Here is a 17,636-nt window from a genome sequence, read left to right as displayed (position 1 = left end):
ATAAGAAACGCCGGTCACTCAAGAACCGGCGTTGGTTAAGTCCATTAGATGATGTTCAGTGCCGAGATTGCCACTGCAGTGTTGTAGATGATGCCGGTGATCTGGCTCCACAACGTCAGGTTATCTTTGTAATTGGTATCCAGCGGCATAATGATGGTGTCGCCAGGACGCAATGTCTGTTCACCGCCAAACCAGAAGCTGGACTTGGGGATCATCACCGAACCGTCAGCACGAATCACATAGAGACGATCTTCATCAGCGCGCTGACTGGCGCCACCGGACAGCTTGAGGTAGTCCTTGACGGTCAGGCGCTCATCAAATCGGTGGGATGTCGCGTGCTGAACTTCCCCCATTACCGCGATGGTCTGGCGCATCGGAGGGATGTAAACCAGGTCACCACGCTCTGCCAGCAGGTTATTTTTCGGGTCGCGCTCAACCACTTTTTCGAAGTTCAGCACCATACGGCCGGTCGCCTGAATCTGCTCAAGCTGTGCCAGCATCGCGTTGGTGTCGGCCACCGTGGCGTAATTACCTTGCTCAGACAGGGTACGGTTGGCCAGCTCCTTACGCAGACCCGTCACTACGCGCGCAATCTCCAGCTGCTCCTGCTTGCGGATGGACTCACGGGTAAATACGCCGCCATAGGGGTAGGCGTATTCGGTAAAGCCACCGGCACGCTCAATCACGTCCGCCAGGGTTTCACCACGCTGGATGGCATAGATGCCAGGGAAACGAACCTCGCCGCGCAGTTCAACGGTCGGGGTATCCTGCCAGTCCGGCTTGGCGAACACGTTCAGACGGTCACGGCCCTGAAGGCGAATGTCGGCGGCAGTGTCGCCGTACACCACATCGGCCAGGTTGACGTCCATATGCTCAATACGGAAACCGCGGGCGTCGCTGACCTGAGAGCGGGACAGCTCGGCGTGGGTCAGGTAGGCGCTCTCTTTCAGGCCGCCAGCCAGGCTCACCAGCTGAGATACGGTGCCCTGCTCCACCAGCGGGTAGAGGCCGGGGTGAGAGACTTCACCTTCAATCGCCACGACCTGAACAATCTGGTTGTAGCGTGCCTGGTTGGCCAATTTGGCCAGTACCGGGAACAGCAGTTCTTTGCGGGTCAGCTGGGGGCTCAGCGCAATCAGCTCGTCGTGTTGGAACAGCGCCAACAGAACGGTCGATTTCAGCTTGTTGGCCAGTTGCAGCTGGGCCTGCTGGTCGCTGCGCTGATCTTCCTGAATCACGACACCCGCCACCACATTATTGGGGTTAGGCTGGATCGGCTGATTAGCCGTCTGCTGCTGAGTCGTCGTCGGGGTCGGCTTCGGCTGCTGGGGCTCATCCCGTCGGGCCAGCTCCAGACTGCCAAGACCGGCATCCAGCTCGTCGGCTTCCATCTGGGTCATCGCCTGCAGGGTCTCATCCGAGGCCAGCTCGATAAACAGGGCGCCCAGATCACGACGGTCCAGCGCGGCATCGCGTTCGGCAAAGACGATGACCTTATCGCGGGGCATCAACAGAATGTCGGCTTCAGAGCGCGGCTGACGCACGGCGGCCGCCAGGTCCACACCCAACACACTGATGTCACCGCGCAGGTTCATCTCGCGAATCACCAACGCATAGCTGGCATCGCTGTTCCAGGTCAGATCGGCGGACAGTGAGCGAATCACGTTGGAGAAGCGCATGCCGTCCTGCCACTGATAGTGGCCTGGACGGGCAACCTGACCCACCAGGGTAATGGCGCCATCCAGTTCATTGGTGGTGGCACGGACCATCAGGCGGTCGCCATCTTTGGCGTGCATGTTGAGGCCGGCCTCAGAGGTCAGGTCAACATTGACGATGGAGCGCTGGTGACTCTGATTGTAACGCTCAACCACAGAGGCAGCGGGGTAGGCACCCGGCAGGGCACCACCAGCCATCGCCAGCACATCGGCCATATCCTCGCCGCCAGCCAGCTCATAGATGGCCGGACGACGTACGTCACCGTCGACGGCAACCGTCGCTTTGACGGAAGGCACAAACACCACGTCACCGGACTGCAGGCGTACATCACCAGAGGCATCGCCACGCATCAGCAGGTCATACACATCGAAGCGACCAACCAGCTTACCATTGCGTTTCACCTGGATATCACGCAAGGAACCGATCTCTTTCAGACCACCCGCCATGGTCAGCGCATGAGTAACGGTAGAGAGTGCGCTGACGGTGTAGCTGCCGGGGCGATAGGCATCACCGGCGATGATCACGCGAATGGAGCGCAGTTCACCCATGGTGACACTCGCCTGCACACCGATGATCTGCTCGCTCACCTGAGTCATCAGCAACGCTTTGGCTTCCGCGAAGCTCAGGCCCGCCACCTGGATGGGGCCGAGATCCGGAAACGCTACCGCGCCGTTACGATTGACGATAAGAGTGTGGGAGGAGGACTCCTTACCAAACAGCTGTACCTGCAGTTGATCGCCCGGGCCCAGCACATAGTCGGCCGGTACCGGGACATCGCTGACCGGCGCGTAAGTGGTGGGTTCACCAGCAAACAGGTCATAACCGTAGGGCTTCAGGCCCTCTTCAACCTTCACCGGTTCCTCTTCAGGGAACTGACCTTCCTGAACCTGCTGATTGCCACGTGGGTTCACCAGAGGCTGATTCGGCTCTTGGAAGTTACCGGCGCTGCCTGAAGCGGCACCGCCCAGCATAGCCGGGTCAATGCCGTATTGGCGGGCCAGACGTTGCTGCTCAGCAGCCGGCAGGCGTTTGAACTGCTCAATCATTTGCGGGGAGATCGATACCGCCTGAGCGGAAACCGATGCCATCAGTGGCAGCGCGGCCATCAATGGCCAAATCCAGCGTTTGAAGTGTCGTTTCATGGTGTTCCAGGTGAGTGTAAAACCAAAAGGAGCAGGCGTACCAACCATTGATGTTAGTGCACACTTACCCATAAAGTAATAATTGTATTACGATTTTCTATAGCTTGGGGTGACGGTCAGATACAGCTCCGCCCGTGGGTGTCGCTCCCAATGCGCGCAAAACCGATTTTGTTTGAAAGAACTCATCAATAAGCGACGAAATATCAGCAGAGTTTGACCACTTCGCGCACTTATTTACGGCTCTTCGAATATAACGATTGCCGCCGTCAAAGACGACGAAACATTTGGTTTTCCATGGAGATGGGCTTCTGTTGCCCCAGGATCTCCAGCAGCAATAAGCTGCGCTTATCTCCGTCCGGTTCCCGGAATATCCCCTGCAGGTTGGCGAAAGGCCCGTCTAGGATCTCCACCGTATCCCCTGCCGTTGGCGCATCCATCAAACTGACAGCAGCGCGTTTCAGGCGCTCACGAATGGCCACCACAATGGCGGTTTCAATAGGGGCGATCTTGCCGTCAGTGCGCACTACCGACGCCACGCCGGGTGCGGACATCACGGTCGTGATGGGCGTTTGAAAGGGATCGAACCGAACGAAAAGGTAGTTGGGGAACAGCGGCGCAGTCACCAGTGTGCGCTTGCCTCGCTTGATGCACTCCACCTCGGCTTCCGGCAGGAAGCAGCTGAGATTGCGTTGTTCCAGATAGGCCCGGGCAGTGGCTTCTTTCTTTCCTTTGCAGTAAAGCAAGTACCAACCCAGCATAAAGGCCCACCTTGTTCAGAACTTAAGCACCAACAAATTTCAGTCATCTTAACCGACGCTGAATGATACCAAGCTCAAAGTTTGCCGCAAGCGAACGCCTGAATGAATGGCCAGATTCCGACGGGATTTGAATGAAATGTACGTTCAACCGTACAGGAATGGTACGCCGTTGTGAGAGATCGCTTACAAACGCCGAAGCAATCTAGCTTTACGTCGATTTTATGAACATCGTTGCGGTGAAATTGACATCGGATCCACATCGGGATAGAACTTGTGGGTTCACATTCCCCTGCCGAGCTTTGATTTCACTGGTGGTGGCAATGCAGTTGGCCTGCGCACTACAGTCCCAACTGCCTTGCCAAGTCATTACCGTCAATGGAAAAAACGGCAGAGGGCCATAATAACGACGCAAGGTAATCAACATTCATGAGCGCAAGCAAGCCAGACGCCGGGACCTTTCTTGGTCACCCCAAAGGGCTGTTCCTGCTGTTCACAACTGAACTCTGGGAACGTTTTAGTTACTACGCCATGCGCGCCATCCTGGTGCTGTATCTGGTAGACCGTGTAAGTACTGAAGGGGGCGGTGGCCTGGGTTGGACCCAAGCTGATGCCCTCTCTTTGTATGGCACCTTCACCGGCCTGGTATACCTGACTCCGCTGATCGGTGGTTGGTTGGCCGATAACGTTCTGGGCCAGCGCAAAGCCATCATGATTGGTGGCGCGATGATGGCCATCGGTCAATTCCTGCTGGGTACCCCGCACACCTGGATTCCTGGTATGGAAACCCAGGTGTTCTATCTGGGCCTGGGTGTCCTGATCCTGGGTAACGGTCTGTTCAAGCCGAACATCTCCACCATGGTGGGTGACCTGTACCACGAAGGCGATCACCGCCGTGACGGTGCTTTCACCATCTTCTACATGGGCATCAACGTCGGTGCCGCCCTGTCTGGCTTCCTGGTTGCCTGGGCTTACAAGGCCTTTGGTAGCACTCAGGTTATCGACGGTGCCGAAGTGTTCGTTAACGACTGGCAGGCAGGCTTTATCCTGGCCGGTATCGGTATGGTGATCTCCCTGATCATCCAGGCCGTTTGGGCTCAGCGCCTGCTGGGTGACATCGGTAATGTGCCCGCCGCCAAGCAAGACCTTGCCAACAAGAAGAGCGCCAAGAAAGAGCCGCTGACCGCCAAAGAGCGTGACCGCATCAAGGTGATCATGGTGATGGGTCTGTTCACCATCATCTTCTGGGCCGGCTTCGAGCAGGCCGGTGGTCTGATGAACCTGTTCACCAACGAGTTCACCGACCGTACCATCGGCACCTGGGAAGTCCCGACCACCTGGTTCCAGTCTCTGAACGCCATCTTCATCGTGGTATTCGCCCCGGTGATTGCCTCCCTGTGGGTGCGCATGGGTGACAAAGAGCCAAACTCCCCGGTGAAATTCGCCATGGGTCTGTTCCTGCTGGCCGTTGGCTTCGTATTTATGATCGGTGCTGTGGTTGAGATGGGTGGTGACCCGACTGCCAAGTCCTCCATGTGGTGGCTGGTAGGCGCGTACTTCTTCCACACCATGGGTGAGCTGTGTCTGTCTCCGATTGGCCTGTCCATGGTGACCAAGCTGGCTCCGCTGCGCATCGCCTCCCTGATGATGGGTGCCTGGTTCCTGTTTATCGCTGCCGCCAACAAGATTGCTGGCATCGTGGGTTCCTTCATCGGCCACAGTGGCGAGAAGGAAGAGCAGCTGGCCAACGCCCTCTCCATCTTCGGTGGCATCGCGATTACCGCGGCCATCTCCGGTGTGATTCTGTACTTCATGGCAGACAAGCTGGTTGACTGGATGCACGGCGCCGAAGGCCCGCAGCAGAAGTCCGAAGACAAAGTGCTGGAAGAGGAAGTGGCCGTGACCGCTGATCACGAAGCCATGCCGCGCTCCTAATCGAACGCACAGAAAAAGCCCGGGCCATTGCCCGGGCTTTTTTGTGTTTGGTTACTGGCCATTCAGCCGTAGCGTGGGCTTATAGCCCACGGGCCGTAATGAGTTCAGCGCCCCCAAGCCGTGGGCTAAAAGCCCACGCTACGAAGCAAAACCACGAATCCAATTACCTAAGCGTCATCGGTCTTCGTCCTTTAAGGGCATGTCGGTTGCCCAACCTTCCGGCAAAAAACCGTCCCGGATGTATCGATGGATGCTGCTGTATGGCCAGTCACAGGCGCGCAATACCAAGCCATGCTTTACGGGATTGATGTGGATGTAATCGACATGCGCCCTGAAATCCGCCTCACCTCGGACCCAATGCTCCCAAAACCGCCTTTGCCAAATGCCCTTCTCTCTTTTTTGCTTATGGCTTGCACGACGATATTCTGACTGCGGGAGTGCTCTCGAGAACTGCGCTTTCATCATTCCGACCCGCTTCGAATAATCCACATCCCCCTTCGGCATTGTCCAGATTGCATGAATATGGTCAGGAAGCACCACCATGGCATCGATATGAAACGGATAACGGTGCTTTACCTGTCGCAAGGTTCGGCGCAAGACCACAACATTCTCTAGCAATAATGCCGAATCCCGATCACGTAAAGCGATGGTCAGGAAATAGGTGGCACCGGCAATTCGAACTCGCCGATAGCTCATACACTCACCTCCAAGCCCAGAGTTAACCGGGTTCATGGGAAGTACCAAGAGAGCGTGACCAAACGGGGGAATGGGCGGCTAACTTTCAAGGGCTTATAGCCCAGGCTACGAAGCAGGCCATCGAGAGCTCAGGCCACCTAAGCCGTGGGCTATAAGCCCACGCTACGAAGCGGAATCGCTCAACCGTAGCGTAAGCTCATAGCGCAAGGGTTGTCGGAAGTTCAGTGCACCTAAGCCGCGGGCTGAAAGCCCACGCTACGAAGCGGCGTCGTTCAACCGTAGCGTAAGCTCATAGCGCAAGGGTTGTTGGAAGTTCAGTGAACCTGAGCCGTGGGCTGGAAGCCCACGCTACGAAGCGGCGTCGTTAAACCGTAGCGTGGGCTTATAGCCCACGGGTTGTGGGAAGTTCAATTCACCTAAGCCGCGGGCTGAAAGCCCACGCTACGGACAAGGGAGAAGGGAGAAGGGACAATCAGGCGGAGCTTTTCAGCTGCAGACAGGCGCCCGCGTGCAGATCATCCTGCAGGCCGGAGAACTGTTCCGCCATCAGGCTGTCACGGGCGATGTTTGCCCCTTCCAGCAAGACAAGGGCCTGACCAGCGCCCAGATCACGGTAGTGGCAGTTCGGCTGGCCCCAACTGCTTTGGCCAATGGGCGGGCTCTGTGGCAGTGCCAGCGGCGACAGCAGGTCATCGGAACGCAGGTACACCTTAATCTGGTTGCCGGCGCGGCCAATGGCCACCCGGCGGGTACGCTGGTCAAACACCAGATAGGCGATGTCGAGGGTGCAACCGAGGCCGGACTTCACCAGCTGCTCGTTGAGATAGCCCAGCATGGCATAGGGTTCCAGAATCGCTTCGCTGCCCCCCTGGCGGTATCGCTTCAGTTTCTGATTGAAGAAACTGCGGATGATCACGCTGACAAACGCGCCCAGGTTGCCTCCGGGATGCACCCGGGCCAGATAGGCGCAGTAGTAGTGCTCGCCACACTCAAAACCGTCGCACAGGCGGTCACTGACCGGCTCACTCTTAAACAGGTTGTAGCCAAAGTCATACCCCTTGCGGGATTGGCGTGAGGCGGGGAAGAGTTGGGCCTGGATCAGGGAGGCGGTTTGGGTATCGTGCTTGATGGCTTCAAAGTTGTCAGCCATCTCGATGGATTGGCCGGGGTCTTCCCAGCCGGGGATGCTGGGCTGTTCGGCCGCGGGCACATCACCGGTTTCCCGCAGGCAGTCGATGATCGCCTGCTTGAGCACGGCCAGATCAGCCAGCGGCTTCATCAGGTAGTCCCAGGCGCCAAGGCGCAGCGCCTCAACCACGTCGGACATTGCCTTATTGCCGGTGATGACGATGCTGGGGATCTCCGGTGCCATCCGCGAGATCACTTTCAGCAACTCCAACCCGCCCATGCGCGGCATGCACAGGTCCACCAAAACCAGATCAGGCTGAACGTCGTGGAAACGCTCCAGTGCCTCCTGGCCATCTTCTGCCCCCGAAACGGTCAGCCCTATCTGCGAACAGTAGTCGCTGACCAATTGACGGAACACCGGGTCGTCCTCGACCACAAGCACCTTAAGCCCATCCAGCTGCATCGCTTAACCGCCTCAATTCACGTTGTTATCGTTATGAAGGTCAATCGATCTCGTCGAGATAGTCTTCCAGCAGATCGTCCTCTTCTTCCTGTTCCGGAAGATTGCCGTCATACAGCTGGTACTCGATGTACTGGAAATACGCTTCCTTGGTAAATACGTAAGGATCCAACGCGTTATCCAGCAGCGCCTCCTGATCGATCAGTTTGCTGCGTACCGAAAGCCCATCCAGAGCCCAGACACCGGCACGCTGCCAGAAATTAAACAAACTGTGGGGGAAGTATAGTTTATCGACGTAATCCCCCACTTCGTCGCGGACCGAACTGGGGCCGAGCACCGGCAACATCAGATAGGGGCCGTTGGGCACGCCCCAGTAACCGAGCACTTCACCAAATTCATCCTGTTTTCGCGGCAGGCCCATATGGCCTGCCACATCAAAGATACCGACGACACCAAACGTGCTGTTGATCAGAAAACGGGCGGTGGCGTTCGCTGCCCAGTACGGCTTGGCCTGCAGCAGGTTGTTGACGGCACTGAAGGGCTCATCAAGGTTACGCACCACGTTTTCAACGCCATCGCGTGCAGGCGTCGGGACATAATCGGCGTAAGCGTGAACCACCGGCCGGAACAGGTAACGGTCAAGAAACAGGTAGTTGAAGTCCCACATCAAGCGGTTAAAGGGCTCAATGGGATCTCTCGGGTCCTTGTAGCTGACCTCCAGTTCCACCGCCTCTTCGGCGCTGGCCATCAGTGGCAGCGCCAACAAAGAGGCCAGCAGGCAACTGACCGGCAACATCCGTTTATTCACCCAAACGTCCTCAAGAATTCCGTGTATTCGGTCGATATGGGGACTAAGCACCAATGGATCAACCGCTTCACTCGAAAGAATTTACAAGCTTATCATCTGCATGAAGCGAGAAAAGCCCTGTTGCAACATAGTGTAGACAGACCATCATGATTCCGATCTCTGGTTCAGCTTCGGTGCAACTTTCTGCCAACAATCCCCAGTTGGCACCGACGCTGGTCGCCGCAAAAGTGGTACAGAGCTCCGGCCTGCTCAAGGTGCAGACCGGACAGCGCACCCTGTCCTTTCAGATGCCCGCCAACCCACCCCAGGGAGCGATAGCACTGCAGTCACTGGGCGGCAGTTGGGTACTACGGCCACTGCTGAGCCAAAGTTCACCTCAGCCGATACCGGCCAACATTCAGCAGACACTGCCGCAACCAGGGCCCACCGGCCAACTGCTGCTGCCGCTGCGCCAGGCGGGTGGCCAAACCGTGGTGATGCTGGCCAATGGCCCGCAAGCGTTGCCTCTGCCGCTGCCACCGGGAAACGATTGGTGGTTGCGGATCACCGACAACCGGCAGTGGCAGTTGGTGCGCCCCGGTGCAGGCCAGCCGCTGCAAGCCGCTCCGCAGGACACACCCACCCCTGCCCTGCCCGTCACCCCTTCCGGCACCCAACCGCGCCCCTTCGAAAGCCCGGGCACGCCGGGCTGGCAGCAACTGATGCAAGCCCTGGGTCAACAGTTTGGTCAGAGTCAGCTGAGCCAGCTGCCGCTGCCCAGCCTGGCTCAGCTTGCCCATCCGGCGCTGTTGGCGGCGTTGTTCAGTCAGGTGGGACAGTTTCCCTATGGCAGCCGTATGGCACCACCTCTGGGGCCTCTGGCGACGCTGTGGCAGCGTTTGCTGCTGCCGCGGGGCCGAGGCGAGCGTTCTGAGCTCGGACGCGCCACAGAGGCGCTCAGTGACGCTCAGCGGCAACAGGCGCTGGCGGCCCTCACCCCCATGGTGGATGACCTGGCCCAGTTCCAGCAGCAAAGCCAGTCTGACCCGGACAATCCCCTGCTCTATCTGGCGCTGCCCTATGGCCAGGAGCGTGAACAGCGACAACTGCAGCTCGCACTGCAACGCTATCCCGGTGGCGATGAAGCGAGTGAACCGGGTTGGTTGCTGACCCTGCGGTTCGAACTGAGTAACGGTGACCTGATGCTCAAAGCGCGTTACCACAGTGCCACTCTGTCTCTGGATGCCACCGCCAGCACGTTGGCATTGAGTGACGCCGTCACCGGTCAGTTTGAGGCGCTGCGATGTCGTCTGATTGAGGCCGGGCTGGAGGTGGGTGGACTGCGCTGTCGGCAGGGTGACGTGCCTCGCCAACTTGGCGTCAACAGCGCCGCACTGACCTACGGAGGCACCCCCTATGCCCGGGCCTGAACATGGCAACGCAACCGACAAAGCGGTCGCCCTCGGCTACGACGGCAAAGACGCCCCGAAGGTGGTGGCCAGCGGCGAGGGTGAGTTGGCCCGACAGATCCGGCAGGCCGCGGAAGAGGCCGGTGTGCTGGTGCATCAGGACGCCCAACTGGCCCACCTGCTGAGCCAGCTGGAGCTGGGCCAGAGCATTCCCCCCGCCCTCTACGTGGTGATCGCGGAGCTGATCGCCTACGCCTATCTGGTGGAGGGCCGCTTTCCCGAACAGTGGAACAACATCCACCGGCGCATCGACGCCAAAGCCTGACCCCACAACGCAAAACGCCCCGGACTGAGCCGGGGCGTTAACGTCATTGCGTGCGTTTACTCGCCGCGTTGGTGCAGGGTCACCAGCAGCTGAGCCTCAGCCCGTGGCAGTTCACACTCGCGCATGATCTCGTCCACGTCAGCACCCAGCTCCACCATCTTCATGGCCCGGCTGTAGAGGCGCGCTTCCGGGTCCTGCTGCACCACCTCGTCCTGACGCGCCTGCAGCAGCGAGATGGATTGCTCCAGCTCCTTAACCCGCTTCCCCACGCCCATGGCACCGGTGCGCAGTTCCGCCAGTTCGCGCTTGAGCAGATCGTTCTGCTTCTGCGCGGCTTTATGCAGGGTCTTGAGCGCCTCATCTTTGCGCTCCAGGCCAGCGATGCGTTTGCGCGCCCAGTTAAACAGCGCCAGGTTACCGAGCACCAGCGCCAACAACGCGATCAGCCATGCCCAGTCCAATACGCTCACAGTGCTGACAGCTCCTGCCACTCCTGGTCGCTGAGCAGCTTCTCCAGATCCACCAGGATCAGCAGTTTGTCGTCGCGGTGGCACACGCCCTGGATAAACTTGGCACTCTCTTCGTTACCCACATTCGGGGCGGAGTCCACTTCGGAGCTGTTGAGGTACACCACCTCCGCCACGCTGTCGACCAGAATGCCCACCACCTGATCTTCCGCTTCGATGATCACGATGCGGGTGTTGTCGGTAATGGCGGCTTCCGGCAGACCGAAACGGGCGCGGGTGTCGATCACCGTCACCACGTTGCCACGCAGGTTGATGATGCCCAGCACGTAGCTCGGGGCACCGGGTACCGGGGCGATGTCGGAGTAACGCAGCACTTCGCGTACCTGCATCACGTTGATGCCGTAGGTTTCCTGCTCCAGGTGGAACGTCACCCACTGCAGTACCTCGTCGCTGCGCTCAAGCGCGTCTGCCGCATTTTGTTGCATGTTCATCCCTCAGGACTCCTTTACGCTGATATCCTTGCCCGCTTCCAGCAGGGAAATGGTTGCCGGGACATCCAATACCACACACATTCTCTCGCGGACAATGCCGGCGAGGTAACGTTGTGTACCGGTATCAGGTTGTCGCCATTTAACTTGGGTTTGCTCCAGCGGCTCGGCATTGACCAGGGTGTCGCAGGCCAGGGCCCAGTTACTGCCGCCGAGTTGCACCATATATCGATAATTTGACGCCGCTTTGGCTTTTTCTGGCATCAGCCAGCGGGCGCTGTCCACCACTTGCAGACTGCGGCCCTGCTCCACCTGAACGCCCATAAGCCAAGGGGCGGAACCGGGCAGCTGACTCAGTTGCCCCACCCGTTTGATGCCGCCGAGCAGTTGCAGCGGCACCGCCACCGTCAGGCCCGCCACCTTAAAGAAGAGACACTGAAAGCGCGCTTCCAGGCTGTCCCGCCAGTCCGGCTCCGTCGCCAGAGACGCGGTAACCGGCTCCGGCTGTGGCTTGGGCGCTGAGATGGCCACCTCGGGCACCTCGGCGACTTCAACGGGGGCGACCTCCACCACCGCTTGCGGCTCAGGCTGGGGCGCTTCTGCCGCCGCGTGGGAGCGGTCCAGCAGCGCCTGCAGGCCCGCATTTTGGACCGGGTCCGGCTCGGTCAGCAGGACATCAAAATAATCAGTGACCGCTTGCTGCGCGACGCGTGACATCTTGCCCTCCCCGGCTAAGCAGCTCATCAAGCAGGTCATTGTATGCCTTCACGCCACGGCATTCACCCGCATACTGGGGCGCCGGTAAGTGAGCGAGACTGGCATCACGAAAACGGGTGTCCACCGGGATCACCGAGTGCCACAAATGGTCCGGATGGGTGCGCACCAGTTCGGACAACGCCAACAGCGACGCCCGGGTACGGCGGTCAAACAGGGTGGGCACGATGATGTGCGGCGGCACTGGCCGTCCGCCCTGGCCCAGCCGCTGCAGGGTCTGGATCATCCGGTCCAGCCCTTTGAGCGCCAAGAATTCGGTCTGCACCGGCACGATGATCTGTTCACAGGCCGCCAGCGCGTTCACCATCAACACCCCCAATACCGGCGGGCAGTCGATCAGCACCGCGTCGTAACGGTGACTCAGCCGCTGCAGAATGGACTTGAGGATCAAGCCCATCCCGGCCTGATTGCCCAGGGTGCGGTCAAGGGTGGCCAGTGCGGTCGCCGCTGGCAGCAGCTCCAGACCCGCCACATTGGTGGGCACGATCACCGCTTCAATCTGGTCCTGAGTCAGGTTTTGATGATGGTAGAACAGGTCAAACAGCGAGCCGGGCATCTCTTCCGGGTCGAGTCCCAGGTAGTAGCCCAGCGAGGCGTGGGGATCGGTGTCCACCATCAGCACCCGCTGGCCGCGCTGCACCAGCAGGCCCGCCAGCGACACCACCGTGGTGGTTTTACCGACGCCGCCTTTTTGGTTGACGATGGTCCAGACTTGCACCCCGCCTCCTATCGCCCGGTGTAACGCACCCCACCATGGGGTTCCTGCATCACTTTGACGCCGTTAGGCTGAACCTCAAGCAGTTGTGCCTGACCGGTTTGTGCCGCGTTCTGACGCACCGCTTCCCGGCGCTGATATTCCGCCAGGCGGCTGTTCAGTTCCCGGTTTTGGGCCATCAGTTCAGCCATCTTCTGATGCTCCTGGCTGGCCTGGGTGTGCACCTCCGCCAGCTGCTGGTGCAGCTCTTTGGCATAGAGGTGCTTGTCCACAGCCCAAACCAGGCTGACCACCGCACACAGGCTGCTGGCAAACGCCAGCGCCATGTAGATACGCAGGGTCCAATCAGTGGCGGTGTGTTTCACGCAGAATCGCCTCGGCCATCTGGTTCAGTGGAATGGAGTGGCTGGCAATCCCCTCGGCGGCCACCGCCTGAGGCATGCCATACACCACGCAGCTGGCAGCATCCTGAGCCCAGATGGTTGCGCCCAGTTTCTTCAGCATGCGTGAGCCTTCGCGGCCGTCCGCGCCCATGCCGGTCAGGATCACGCCCAACACGTCACCGCCGAACGCCCGGGTGGCGCTGCCAAAGGTGATGTCCACCGATGGCTTGTAGTTGATCTGGTCGTCGCCCTCGCGGATAACGATGCGGCTGTTCGCGCCACTGCCATCCACCAGCATCTGCTTACCGCCCGGAGCCAGATAGGCGGTGCCGGGCTGCAGCCGGTCGCCGTGCTGGGCTTCCTTGACGGTGATTTTGCACAGGCTGTCGAGACGCTGGGCAAACGCCGGGGTAAACGCCGCCGGCATGTGCTGCACCAGCAGGATTGGATAGGGGTAATCCGCCGGGAACTGAGTCAGGATGGTTTGCAGGGCCACCGGCCCACCGGTGGAGGTGCCGATCAGCAACGCGCGGTAGCGCTTGCCGCTGGCGCGTCCGGGCAGGTTCGCTTCGCCCAGTGCCGGTTTGGCGCTGCTGCGCACCGGTGCCGCTGCGCTGCCTACCGGCGCACCGACGCGGCTGCTCAGGGGGCGGCCCGGTGCAGCAGGGGTGGCAGGAGCCGCGGGGCGAACCCGCTTATTGGCGATCGCTTTCACCCGCTGTTGCAGCAGACGGCTGGCTTCCTGGCGGTCGTTGGCGATCTCCTCAAACCGCTTCGGCAGGAAATCGGCGGCCCCGGCATCCAGCGCTTCCAGCGTGGCCCGGGCGCCGTCGTAGGTGAGTGATGAGAACATCAGCACCGGCAGCGGTCGCTCCCGCATCAGGGCGCGCACCGCACTGATGCCATCCATCACCGGCATCTCAATATCCATGGTGACCACGTCCGGACGCAGGCGGCGCACTTTGTCCACCGCGTCCTGGCCATTGATTGCGGTGTCGATCACTTCCAGCTCCGGGTCAGCGCCGAGGATCTCGGCCACCCGACGGCGGAAAAAGCTGGAGTCATCTACCACCAACACCTTTATGGTCATGTTGTTCCTTTTGTCAGTTCCGCGTCGCCGTATCAGCGGCGACGGGCGTAATGTTTGAGCATGCCGGGCACGTCCAGGATCAGCGCAATGCCGCCGTTGGAGGTGATGGTGGCGCCAGCCACGCCCGGGGTGCCGTGGAGCATGGAGCCCAGAGGTTTGATCACCACCTCTTCCTGGCCAATCAATGCGTCCACCACAAAGCCCACCACGGTATTGCCGATGTGCACAATCACCACATGGCCCTGGCCTTCTCGCTCGGAGCGACCGGCGCCTTTGACCAGCCATTTGTCGAGATAGAATAGCGGAATGGCGCGCTCACGGATGGTGATGGAGAGCTGGCCATCCACCACGTTGGTCTGAGCCAGATCCATGTGGAAGATCTCGTTAACACAGGCCAACGGCAGGGCAAACACCTGACCGGCCACCTCCACCATCAGGGTGGGCATGATGGCCAGGGTCAGCGGCACTTTAATCTGGATAGTGGTCCCTTCACCGGGGCTGGAGTCAATGCTGACTGAGCCATTCAGTTGGGCAATGCGGGTTTTCACCACGTCCATCCCCACCCCACGGCCGGAGATGTCGGAGATCTCGGTTTTGGTGGAGAATCCCGGCGCAAAAATCAGGTTGTAGGCATCGACGTCGGACATCCGGGTGGCGGCATCGGCGTCGATCACCCCACGGGAGATGGCGATCTGCTTCAGCTTCTCGGCGTTCATGCCGCCGCCGTCGTCGCGGATCTCCAGCTGGATGTGGTCCCCTTCCTGAGCGGCGCTCAGCACGATGGTGCCCTGACGGGACTTGCCGGCCGCTTCACGCTGATCGGGCATCTCAATGCCGTGGTCAACGGAGTTGCGCACCAGGTGCACCAGCGGATCAGCCAGCGCTTCCACCAGGTTTTTGTCCAGGTCGGTGTCTTCACCAATCAGCTGCAGCTGGATCTCTTTGTTCAGCGTCCGGGCCAGGTCACGCACCACGCGCGGGAAGCGGCCAAACACCTTCTTGATGGGCTGCATGCGGGTTTTCATCACCCCGCCCTGCAGGTCGGAAGTGACGATATCCAGACTCGCCAGTGCCTTGGCCATCTCCTCGTCATCCCGGTCGAGACCCAGGGTGACCAGACGGTTACGCACCAGCACCAGTTCGCCCACCATGTTCATGATGTCGTCAAGACGGCGGGTATCCACCCGCACGGTGGTGTCACCCTGGGGCTGGGCGGCCACTTTTTTGGCGGCCGGCGCTTCGGGTTTGCGCGGTTCCTGCTGAGGTGCGGCGGGTTCCGCCGGGGGGCTCACGGCGCTTTGCGGTGCCGGGGCCTGGGCCTCTTCGGCCTTACCCGGCGCCCCGCCTTTGCCGTGCAATTCGTCCAGCAGACGCTCAAACTCGTCGTCGTTGATCAGCGCTTCAGCTTCCGCCGGGGCCGCTTCAGCGGGCGGCTCAGTCGGTGCCGCCGACGCGGTATTAAAACTGCCCTTGCCGTGCAGCTGGTCCAGCAGCGCTTCGAACTCGTCGTCGCTGATCTCGTCAGCGGACTCGGGCTCAGCCGGTGTGGCATCGGCGCCAAACTGGCCTTTGCCGTGCAATTGGTCGAGCAGGGATTCAAACTCGTCGTCGCTGATCTCATCATCGGCGCCGTCGCTGGCCACGTCGTCACGGCCACCGAGTTGGTTCAGGTAGTTCTGGTACTCGGTGTCGGTCAGATCATCAATGCTGGCGCCGCTGGCCGGGGCTGGCTCGGGTTCATCTGCCGGCAACTCAGGCACCAGCGCATCCAGCGGCACCGGGTCCGCCTGGGCAACGCTTTGGGCCGCGCTCGGCTCCGGTTCGGGCTCACCATTGCAGAGACGTTCCAGCTGCGCCAACAGGGCGGGTTCCGCCGGGGTCAGCGTTTCGCCATTTTGCACTTCGACAAACATGGCGTTAACGGTATCCAGCGCATTGAGCACCACGTCCATCAGACTGGCGCTGACGCTCAGCTTGTCGTTGCGCAGCAGGTCAAAGACGTTCTCTGCGCCGTGGCAGACATCCACCATGGCGTTCAGCGACAGGAAGCCTGCGCCGCCCTTGACGGTGTGGAAGCCACGGAAGATGGCATTCAGCAACTCCCGATCCGTCGGGTTTTGCTCCAGATCCACCAGCTGCGCCTGCAGCTGCTCGAGGATCTCGCCAGCTTCAATCAGAAAGTCCTGAAGAATGTCGTCGTCGAGGTCGAATCCCATCGGTTAACTCCTAGAAACCGAGACTGGACAGCAGGTCATCGACCTCGTCCTGGCCGCTGACCACATCGTCGCGTTGCTCAGCGTTCATCGCCGGGCCTTCCGCTTCCAACAGGTCGCGTTCTTTGCTTTCGTAGGGGCGCTCGCCAAACACGGTCAGCATCTCAACCAGGCTCAGCTCCACCTCTTGCACCAGCTCAATCACTTTGCGGATCACCTGGCCGGTCAGGTCCTGGTAGTCCTGCGCCATCAGGATCTGATTCAGCAGGTCACGCAGGCGCTCGACATCGTTGCCGGTGTGGTGCAGCAGCCCTTCAACGTCATGACACAGCACCTTGAATTCATCCAGGGCCAGTTCACGGCGCATCAGCTGTTCCCAGCGCGGCTGCACTTCAGCGAGTTTGTCTTTGAGGGCGTCGGCCAGCGGCAGGCTCTCTTCCACCGCATCCATGGTGCGGTTGGCGGCCTGTTCGGTCATGCCGATAACGTAGTTGAGACGCTCTTTAGCGTCGGGGATCTCTTGATTGGCCAGCTCGCTGATGCGGTCGTCGACGTGGAAGTCACTCAACGCATCGTGCAGTTGCCGGGTCAATTTTCCAACTTCATCAAACAGTTGTTGGGTCAGGGGGGCGCTAAACTGACGCACCAGTTGGTTGGCCTGACTCACCGCTCCCTGCTCCAGCAGCAAAACCAGCTCTTTGGCCTGCTCCAGAGAGATCAGCGCATGTTCTTCGCTCATGATCACATCCTTGTGATGTTAGTTCAGACGCTCGAAGATCTTTTCCAGCTTCTCTTTCAGGGTCGCCGCAGTAAACGGCTTAACGATGTAGCCATTTACGCCGGCCTGGGCGGCGGTCACGATCTGCTCACGCTTGGCTTCGGCGGTCACCATCAACACTGGCAGGTGCTTCAGATTGTCGTCAGAGCGGATGGCACGCAGCAGGTCGATGCCCTGCATGCCCGGCATGTTCCAGTCGGTCACCACGAAGTCGAAATCACCGTTCTGCAGCATGGGCAGAGCGGTAGAACCGTCATCCGCTTCCTGGGTGTTGTTAAACCCCAGGTCTCTGAGCAGGTTTTTGATGATGCGTCGCATCGTTGAAAAGTCATCAACGATGAGAATCTTCATGTTCTTGTCCAAGTGTTCCTCCGG

General features: G+C 59.9%; 17 protein-coding genes. 3 read left to right on the top strand and 14 right to left on the bottom strand.

Annotation, left to right across the window (positions count from 1 at the left end; genetic code table 11):
* Positions 1–44 precede the first annotated feature (44 nt).
* Together FBAL_RS05515 and rfaH are read right to left on the bottom strand one after the other, a co-directional pair.
* Positions 45–2,858: an SLBB domain-containing protein gene (locus FBAL_RS05515; protein ID WP_013344584.1), complete on the bottom strand. Its 2,814-nt coding sequence runs from the start codon at positions 2,856–2,858 to the stop codon at positions 45–47.
* Between the two features lie 266 nt (positions 2,859–3,124).
* A complete protein-coding gene (rfaH, locus tag FBAL_RS05510; protein WP_013344583.1) occupies positions 3,125–3,616 on the bottom strand; it encodes a transcription/translation regulatory transformer protein RfaH in 492 nt (163 codons plus the stop codon).
* A 426-nt stretch (positions 3,617–4,042) separates the two neighbouring features.
* On the opposite strand from rfaH, the gene FBAL_RS05505 reads away from it, so the two are divergent.
* Positions 4,043–5,548, top strand: a complete 1,506-nt coding sequence (locus FBAL_RS05505) for a peptide MFS transporter (protein WP_013344582.1) — start codon at positions 4,043–4,045, stop codon at positions 5,546–5,548.
* A gap of 174 nt (positions 5,549–5,722) precedes the next feature.
* Here FBAL_RS05505 and FBAL_RS05500 read toward each other — a convergent pair whose 3' ends face one another.
* The 3 genes from FBAL_RS05500 to FBAL_RS05490 all read right to left on the bottom strand — a co-directional run bounded on the left by FBAL_RS05500 (position 5,723) and on the right by FBAL_RS05490 (position 8,640).
* On the bottom strand, positions 5,723–6,244 hold the full coding sequence (locus FBAL_RS05500; protein ID WP_013344581.1) for an REP-associated tyrosine transposase: 522 nt from the start codon (positions 6,242–6,244) through the stop codon (positions 5,723–5,725).
* A 472-nt stretch (positions 6,245–6,716) separates the two neighbouring features.
* Positions 6,717–7,835 (bottom strand): response regulator, encoded by a 1,119-nt coding sequence (locus FBAL_RS05495; protein WP_013344580.1) that lies wholly within the window; start codon positions 7,833–7,835, stop codon positions 6,717–6,719.
* Between the two features lie 40 nt (positions 7,836–7,875).
* Complete coding sequence (locus tag FBAL_RS05490; protein WP_013344579.1) at positions 7,876–8,640, bottom strand: MlaA family lipoprotein; 765 nt, start codon at positions 8,638–8,640, stop codon at positions 7,876–7,878.
* Positions 8,641–8,786: 146 nt separating this feature from the next.
* Between FBAL_RS05490 and FBAL_RS05485 the strand changes: the two genes are divergently transcribed.
* Both FBAL_RS05485 and FBAL_RS05480 read left to right on the top strand, forming a co-directional pair.
* Positions 8,787–10,049: a hypothetical protein gene (locus FBAL_RS05485; protein WP_013344578.1), complete on the top strand. Its 1,263-nt coding sequence runs from the start codon at positions 8,787–8,789 to the stop codon at positions 10,047–10,049.
* On the top strand, positions 10,036–10,353 hold the full coding sequence (locus FBAL_RS05480) for an EscU/YscU/HrcU family type III secretion system export apparatus switch protein (protein ID WP_013344577.1): 318 nt from the start codon (positions 10,036–10,038) through the stop codon (positions 10,351–10,353). Before FBAL_RS05485 ends, FBAL_RS05480 begins: the two co-directional genes overlap by 14 nt.
* Positions 10,354–10,409: 56 nt before the next feature.
* Here FBAL_RS05480 and FBAL_RS05475 read toward each other — a convergent pair whose 3' ends face one another.
* The 9 genes from FBAL_RS05475 to cheY are packed head-to-tail and all read right to left on the bottom strand — an operon-like array spanning position 10,410 to position 17,624.
* The gene (locus tag FBAL_RS05475) at positions 10,410–10,823 is read right to left on the bottom strand and encodes a DUF2802 domain-containing protein (protein WP_013344576.1); all 414 of its coding nucleotides are present in this window, start codon (positions 10,821–10,823) and stop codon (positions 10,410–10,412) included.
* Positions 10,820–11,311, bottom strand: a complete 492-nt coding sequence (locus FBAL_RS05470) for a chemotaxis protein CheW (RefSeq protein WP_013344575.1) — start codon at positions 11,309–11,311, stop codon at positions 10,820–10,822. Before FBAL_RS05470 ends, FBAL_RS05475 begins: the two co-directional genes overlap by 4 nt.
* Before the next feature lie 3 nt (positions 11,312–11,314).
* A complete protein-coding gene (locus FBAL_RS05465) occupies positions 11,315–12,025 on the bottom strand; it encodes a chemotaxis protein CheW (protein ID WP_013344574.1) in 711 nt (236 codons plus the stop codon).
* Complete coding sequence (locus tag FBAL_RS05460) at positions 11,994–12,800, bottom strand: ParA family protein (RefSeq protein WP_013344573.1); 807 nt, start codon at positions 12,798–12,800, stop codon at positions 11,994–11,996. Before FBAL_RS05460 ends, FBAL_RS05465 begins: the two co-directional genes overlap by 32 nt.
* An 8-nt stretch (positions 12,801–12,808) precedes the next feature.
* Positions 12,809–13,162 carry a hypothetical protein gene (locus tag FBAL_RS05455; protein ID WP_013344572.1) on the bottom strand — a complete coding sequence of 118 codons (354 nt, stop codon included), beginning with the start codon at positions 13,160–13,162 and terminating at the stop codon, positions 12,809–12,811.
* The gene (locus FBAL_RS05450) at positions 13,143–14,270 is read right to left on the bottom strand and encodes a protein-glutamate methylesterase/protein-glutamine glutaminase (RefSeq protein ID WP_013344571.1); all 1,128 of its coding nucleotides are present in this window, start codon (positions 14,268–14,270) and stop codon (positions 13,143–13,145) included. Before FBAL_RS05450 ends, FBAL_RS05455 begins: the two co-directional genes overlap by 20 nt.
* Positions 14,271–14,302: 32 nt before the next feature.
* Entirely contained in the window at positions 14,303–16,486 is a 2,184-nt protein-coding gene (locus FBAL_RS05445; protein WP_013344570.1) for a chemotaxis protein CheA, read from the bottom strand.
* Positions 16,487–16,496: 10 nt separating this feature from the next.
* Positions 16,497–17,225, bottom strand: coding sequence for a protein phosphatase CheZ (locus tag FBAL_RS05440; RefSeq protein ID WP_371877081.1), 729 nt, complete (start codon positions 17,223–17,225; stop codon positions 16,497–16,499).
* 15 nt (positions 17,226–17,240) lie between these two features.
* On the bottom strand, positions 17,241–17,624 hold the full coding sequence (gene cheY / locus FBAL_RS05435; RefSeq protein WP_041251193.1) for a chemotaxis response regulator CheY: 384 nt from the start codon (positions 17,622–17,624) through the stop codon (positions 17,241–17,243).
* Positions 17,625–17,636 lie beyond the last annotated feature (12 nt).

Source organism: Ferrimonas balearica DSM 9799 (genome assembly GCF_000148645.1).
GTDB lineage: Bacteria > Pseudomonadota > Gammaproteobacteria > Enterobacterales > Shewanellaceae > Ferrimonas > Ferrimonas balearica.
Note: the sequence above shows the minus strand (reverse complement) of the source record. Positions and strands in the feature narration are given on the sequence as shown.

Excerpts from the sequence above, each read along its gene's own strand:
- FBAL_RS05515 (WP_013344584.1), bottom strand. The coding sequence starts at position 2,858 with ATGAAACGACACTTCAAACGCTGGATTTGGCCATTGATGGCCGCGCTG.
- rfaH (WP_013344583.1), bottom strand. The coding sequence starts at position 3,616 with ATGCTGGGTTGGTACTTGCTTTACTGCAAAGGAAAGAAAGAAGCCACT.
- FBAL_RS05505 (WP_013344582.1), top strand. The coding sequence starts at position 4,043 with ATGAGCGCAAGCAAGCCAGACGCCGGGACCTTTCTTGGTCACCCCAAA.
- FBAL_RS05500 (WP_013344581.1), bottom strand. The coding sequence starts at position 6,244 with ATGAGCTATCGGCGAGTTCGAATTGCCGGTGCCACCTATTTCCTGACC.
- FBAL_RS05495 (WP_013344580.1), bottom strand. The coding sequence starts at position 7,835 with ATGCAGCTGGATGGGCTTAAGGTGCTTGTGGTCGAGGACGACCCGGTG.
- FBAL_RS05485 (WP_013344578.1), top strand. The coding sequence starts at position 8,787 with ATGATTCCGATCTCTGGTTCAGCTTCGGTGCAACTTTCTGCCAACAAT.
- FBAL_RS05480 (WP_013344577.1), top strand. The coding sequence starts at position 10,036 with ATGCCCGGGCCTGAACATGGCAACGCAACCGACAAAGCGGTCGCCCTC.
- FBAL_RS05470 (WP_013344575.1), bottom strand. The coding sequence starts at position 11,311 with ATGAACATGCAACAAAATGCGGCAGACGCGCTTGAGCGCAGCGACGAG.
- FBAL_RS05465 (WP_013344574.1), bottom strand. The coding sequence starts at position 12,025 with ATGTCACGCGTCGCGCAGCAAGCGGTCACTGATTATTTTGATGTCCTG.
- FBAL_RS05450 (WP_013344571.1), bottom strand. The coding sequence starts at position 14,270 with ATGACCATAAAGGTGTTGGTGGTAGATGACTCCAGCTTTTTCCGCCGT.
- FBAL_RS05445 (WP_013344570.1), bottom strand. The coding sequence starts at position 16,486 with ATGGGATTCGACCTCGACGACGACATTCTTCAGGACTTTCTGATTGAA.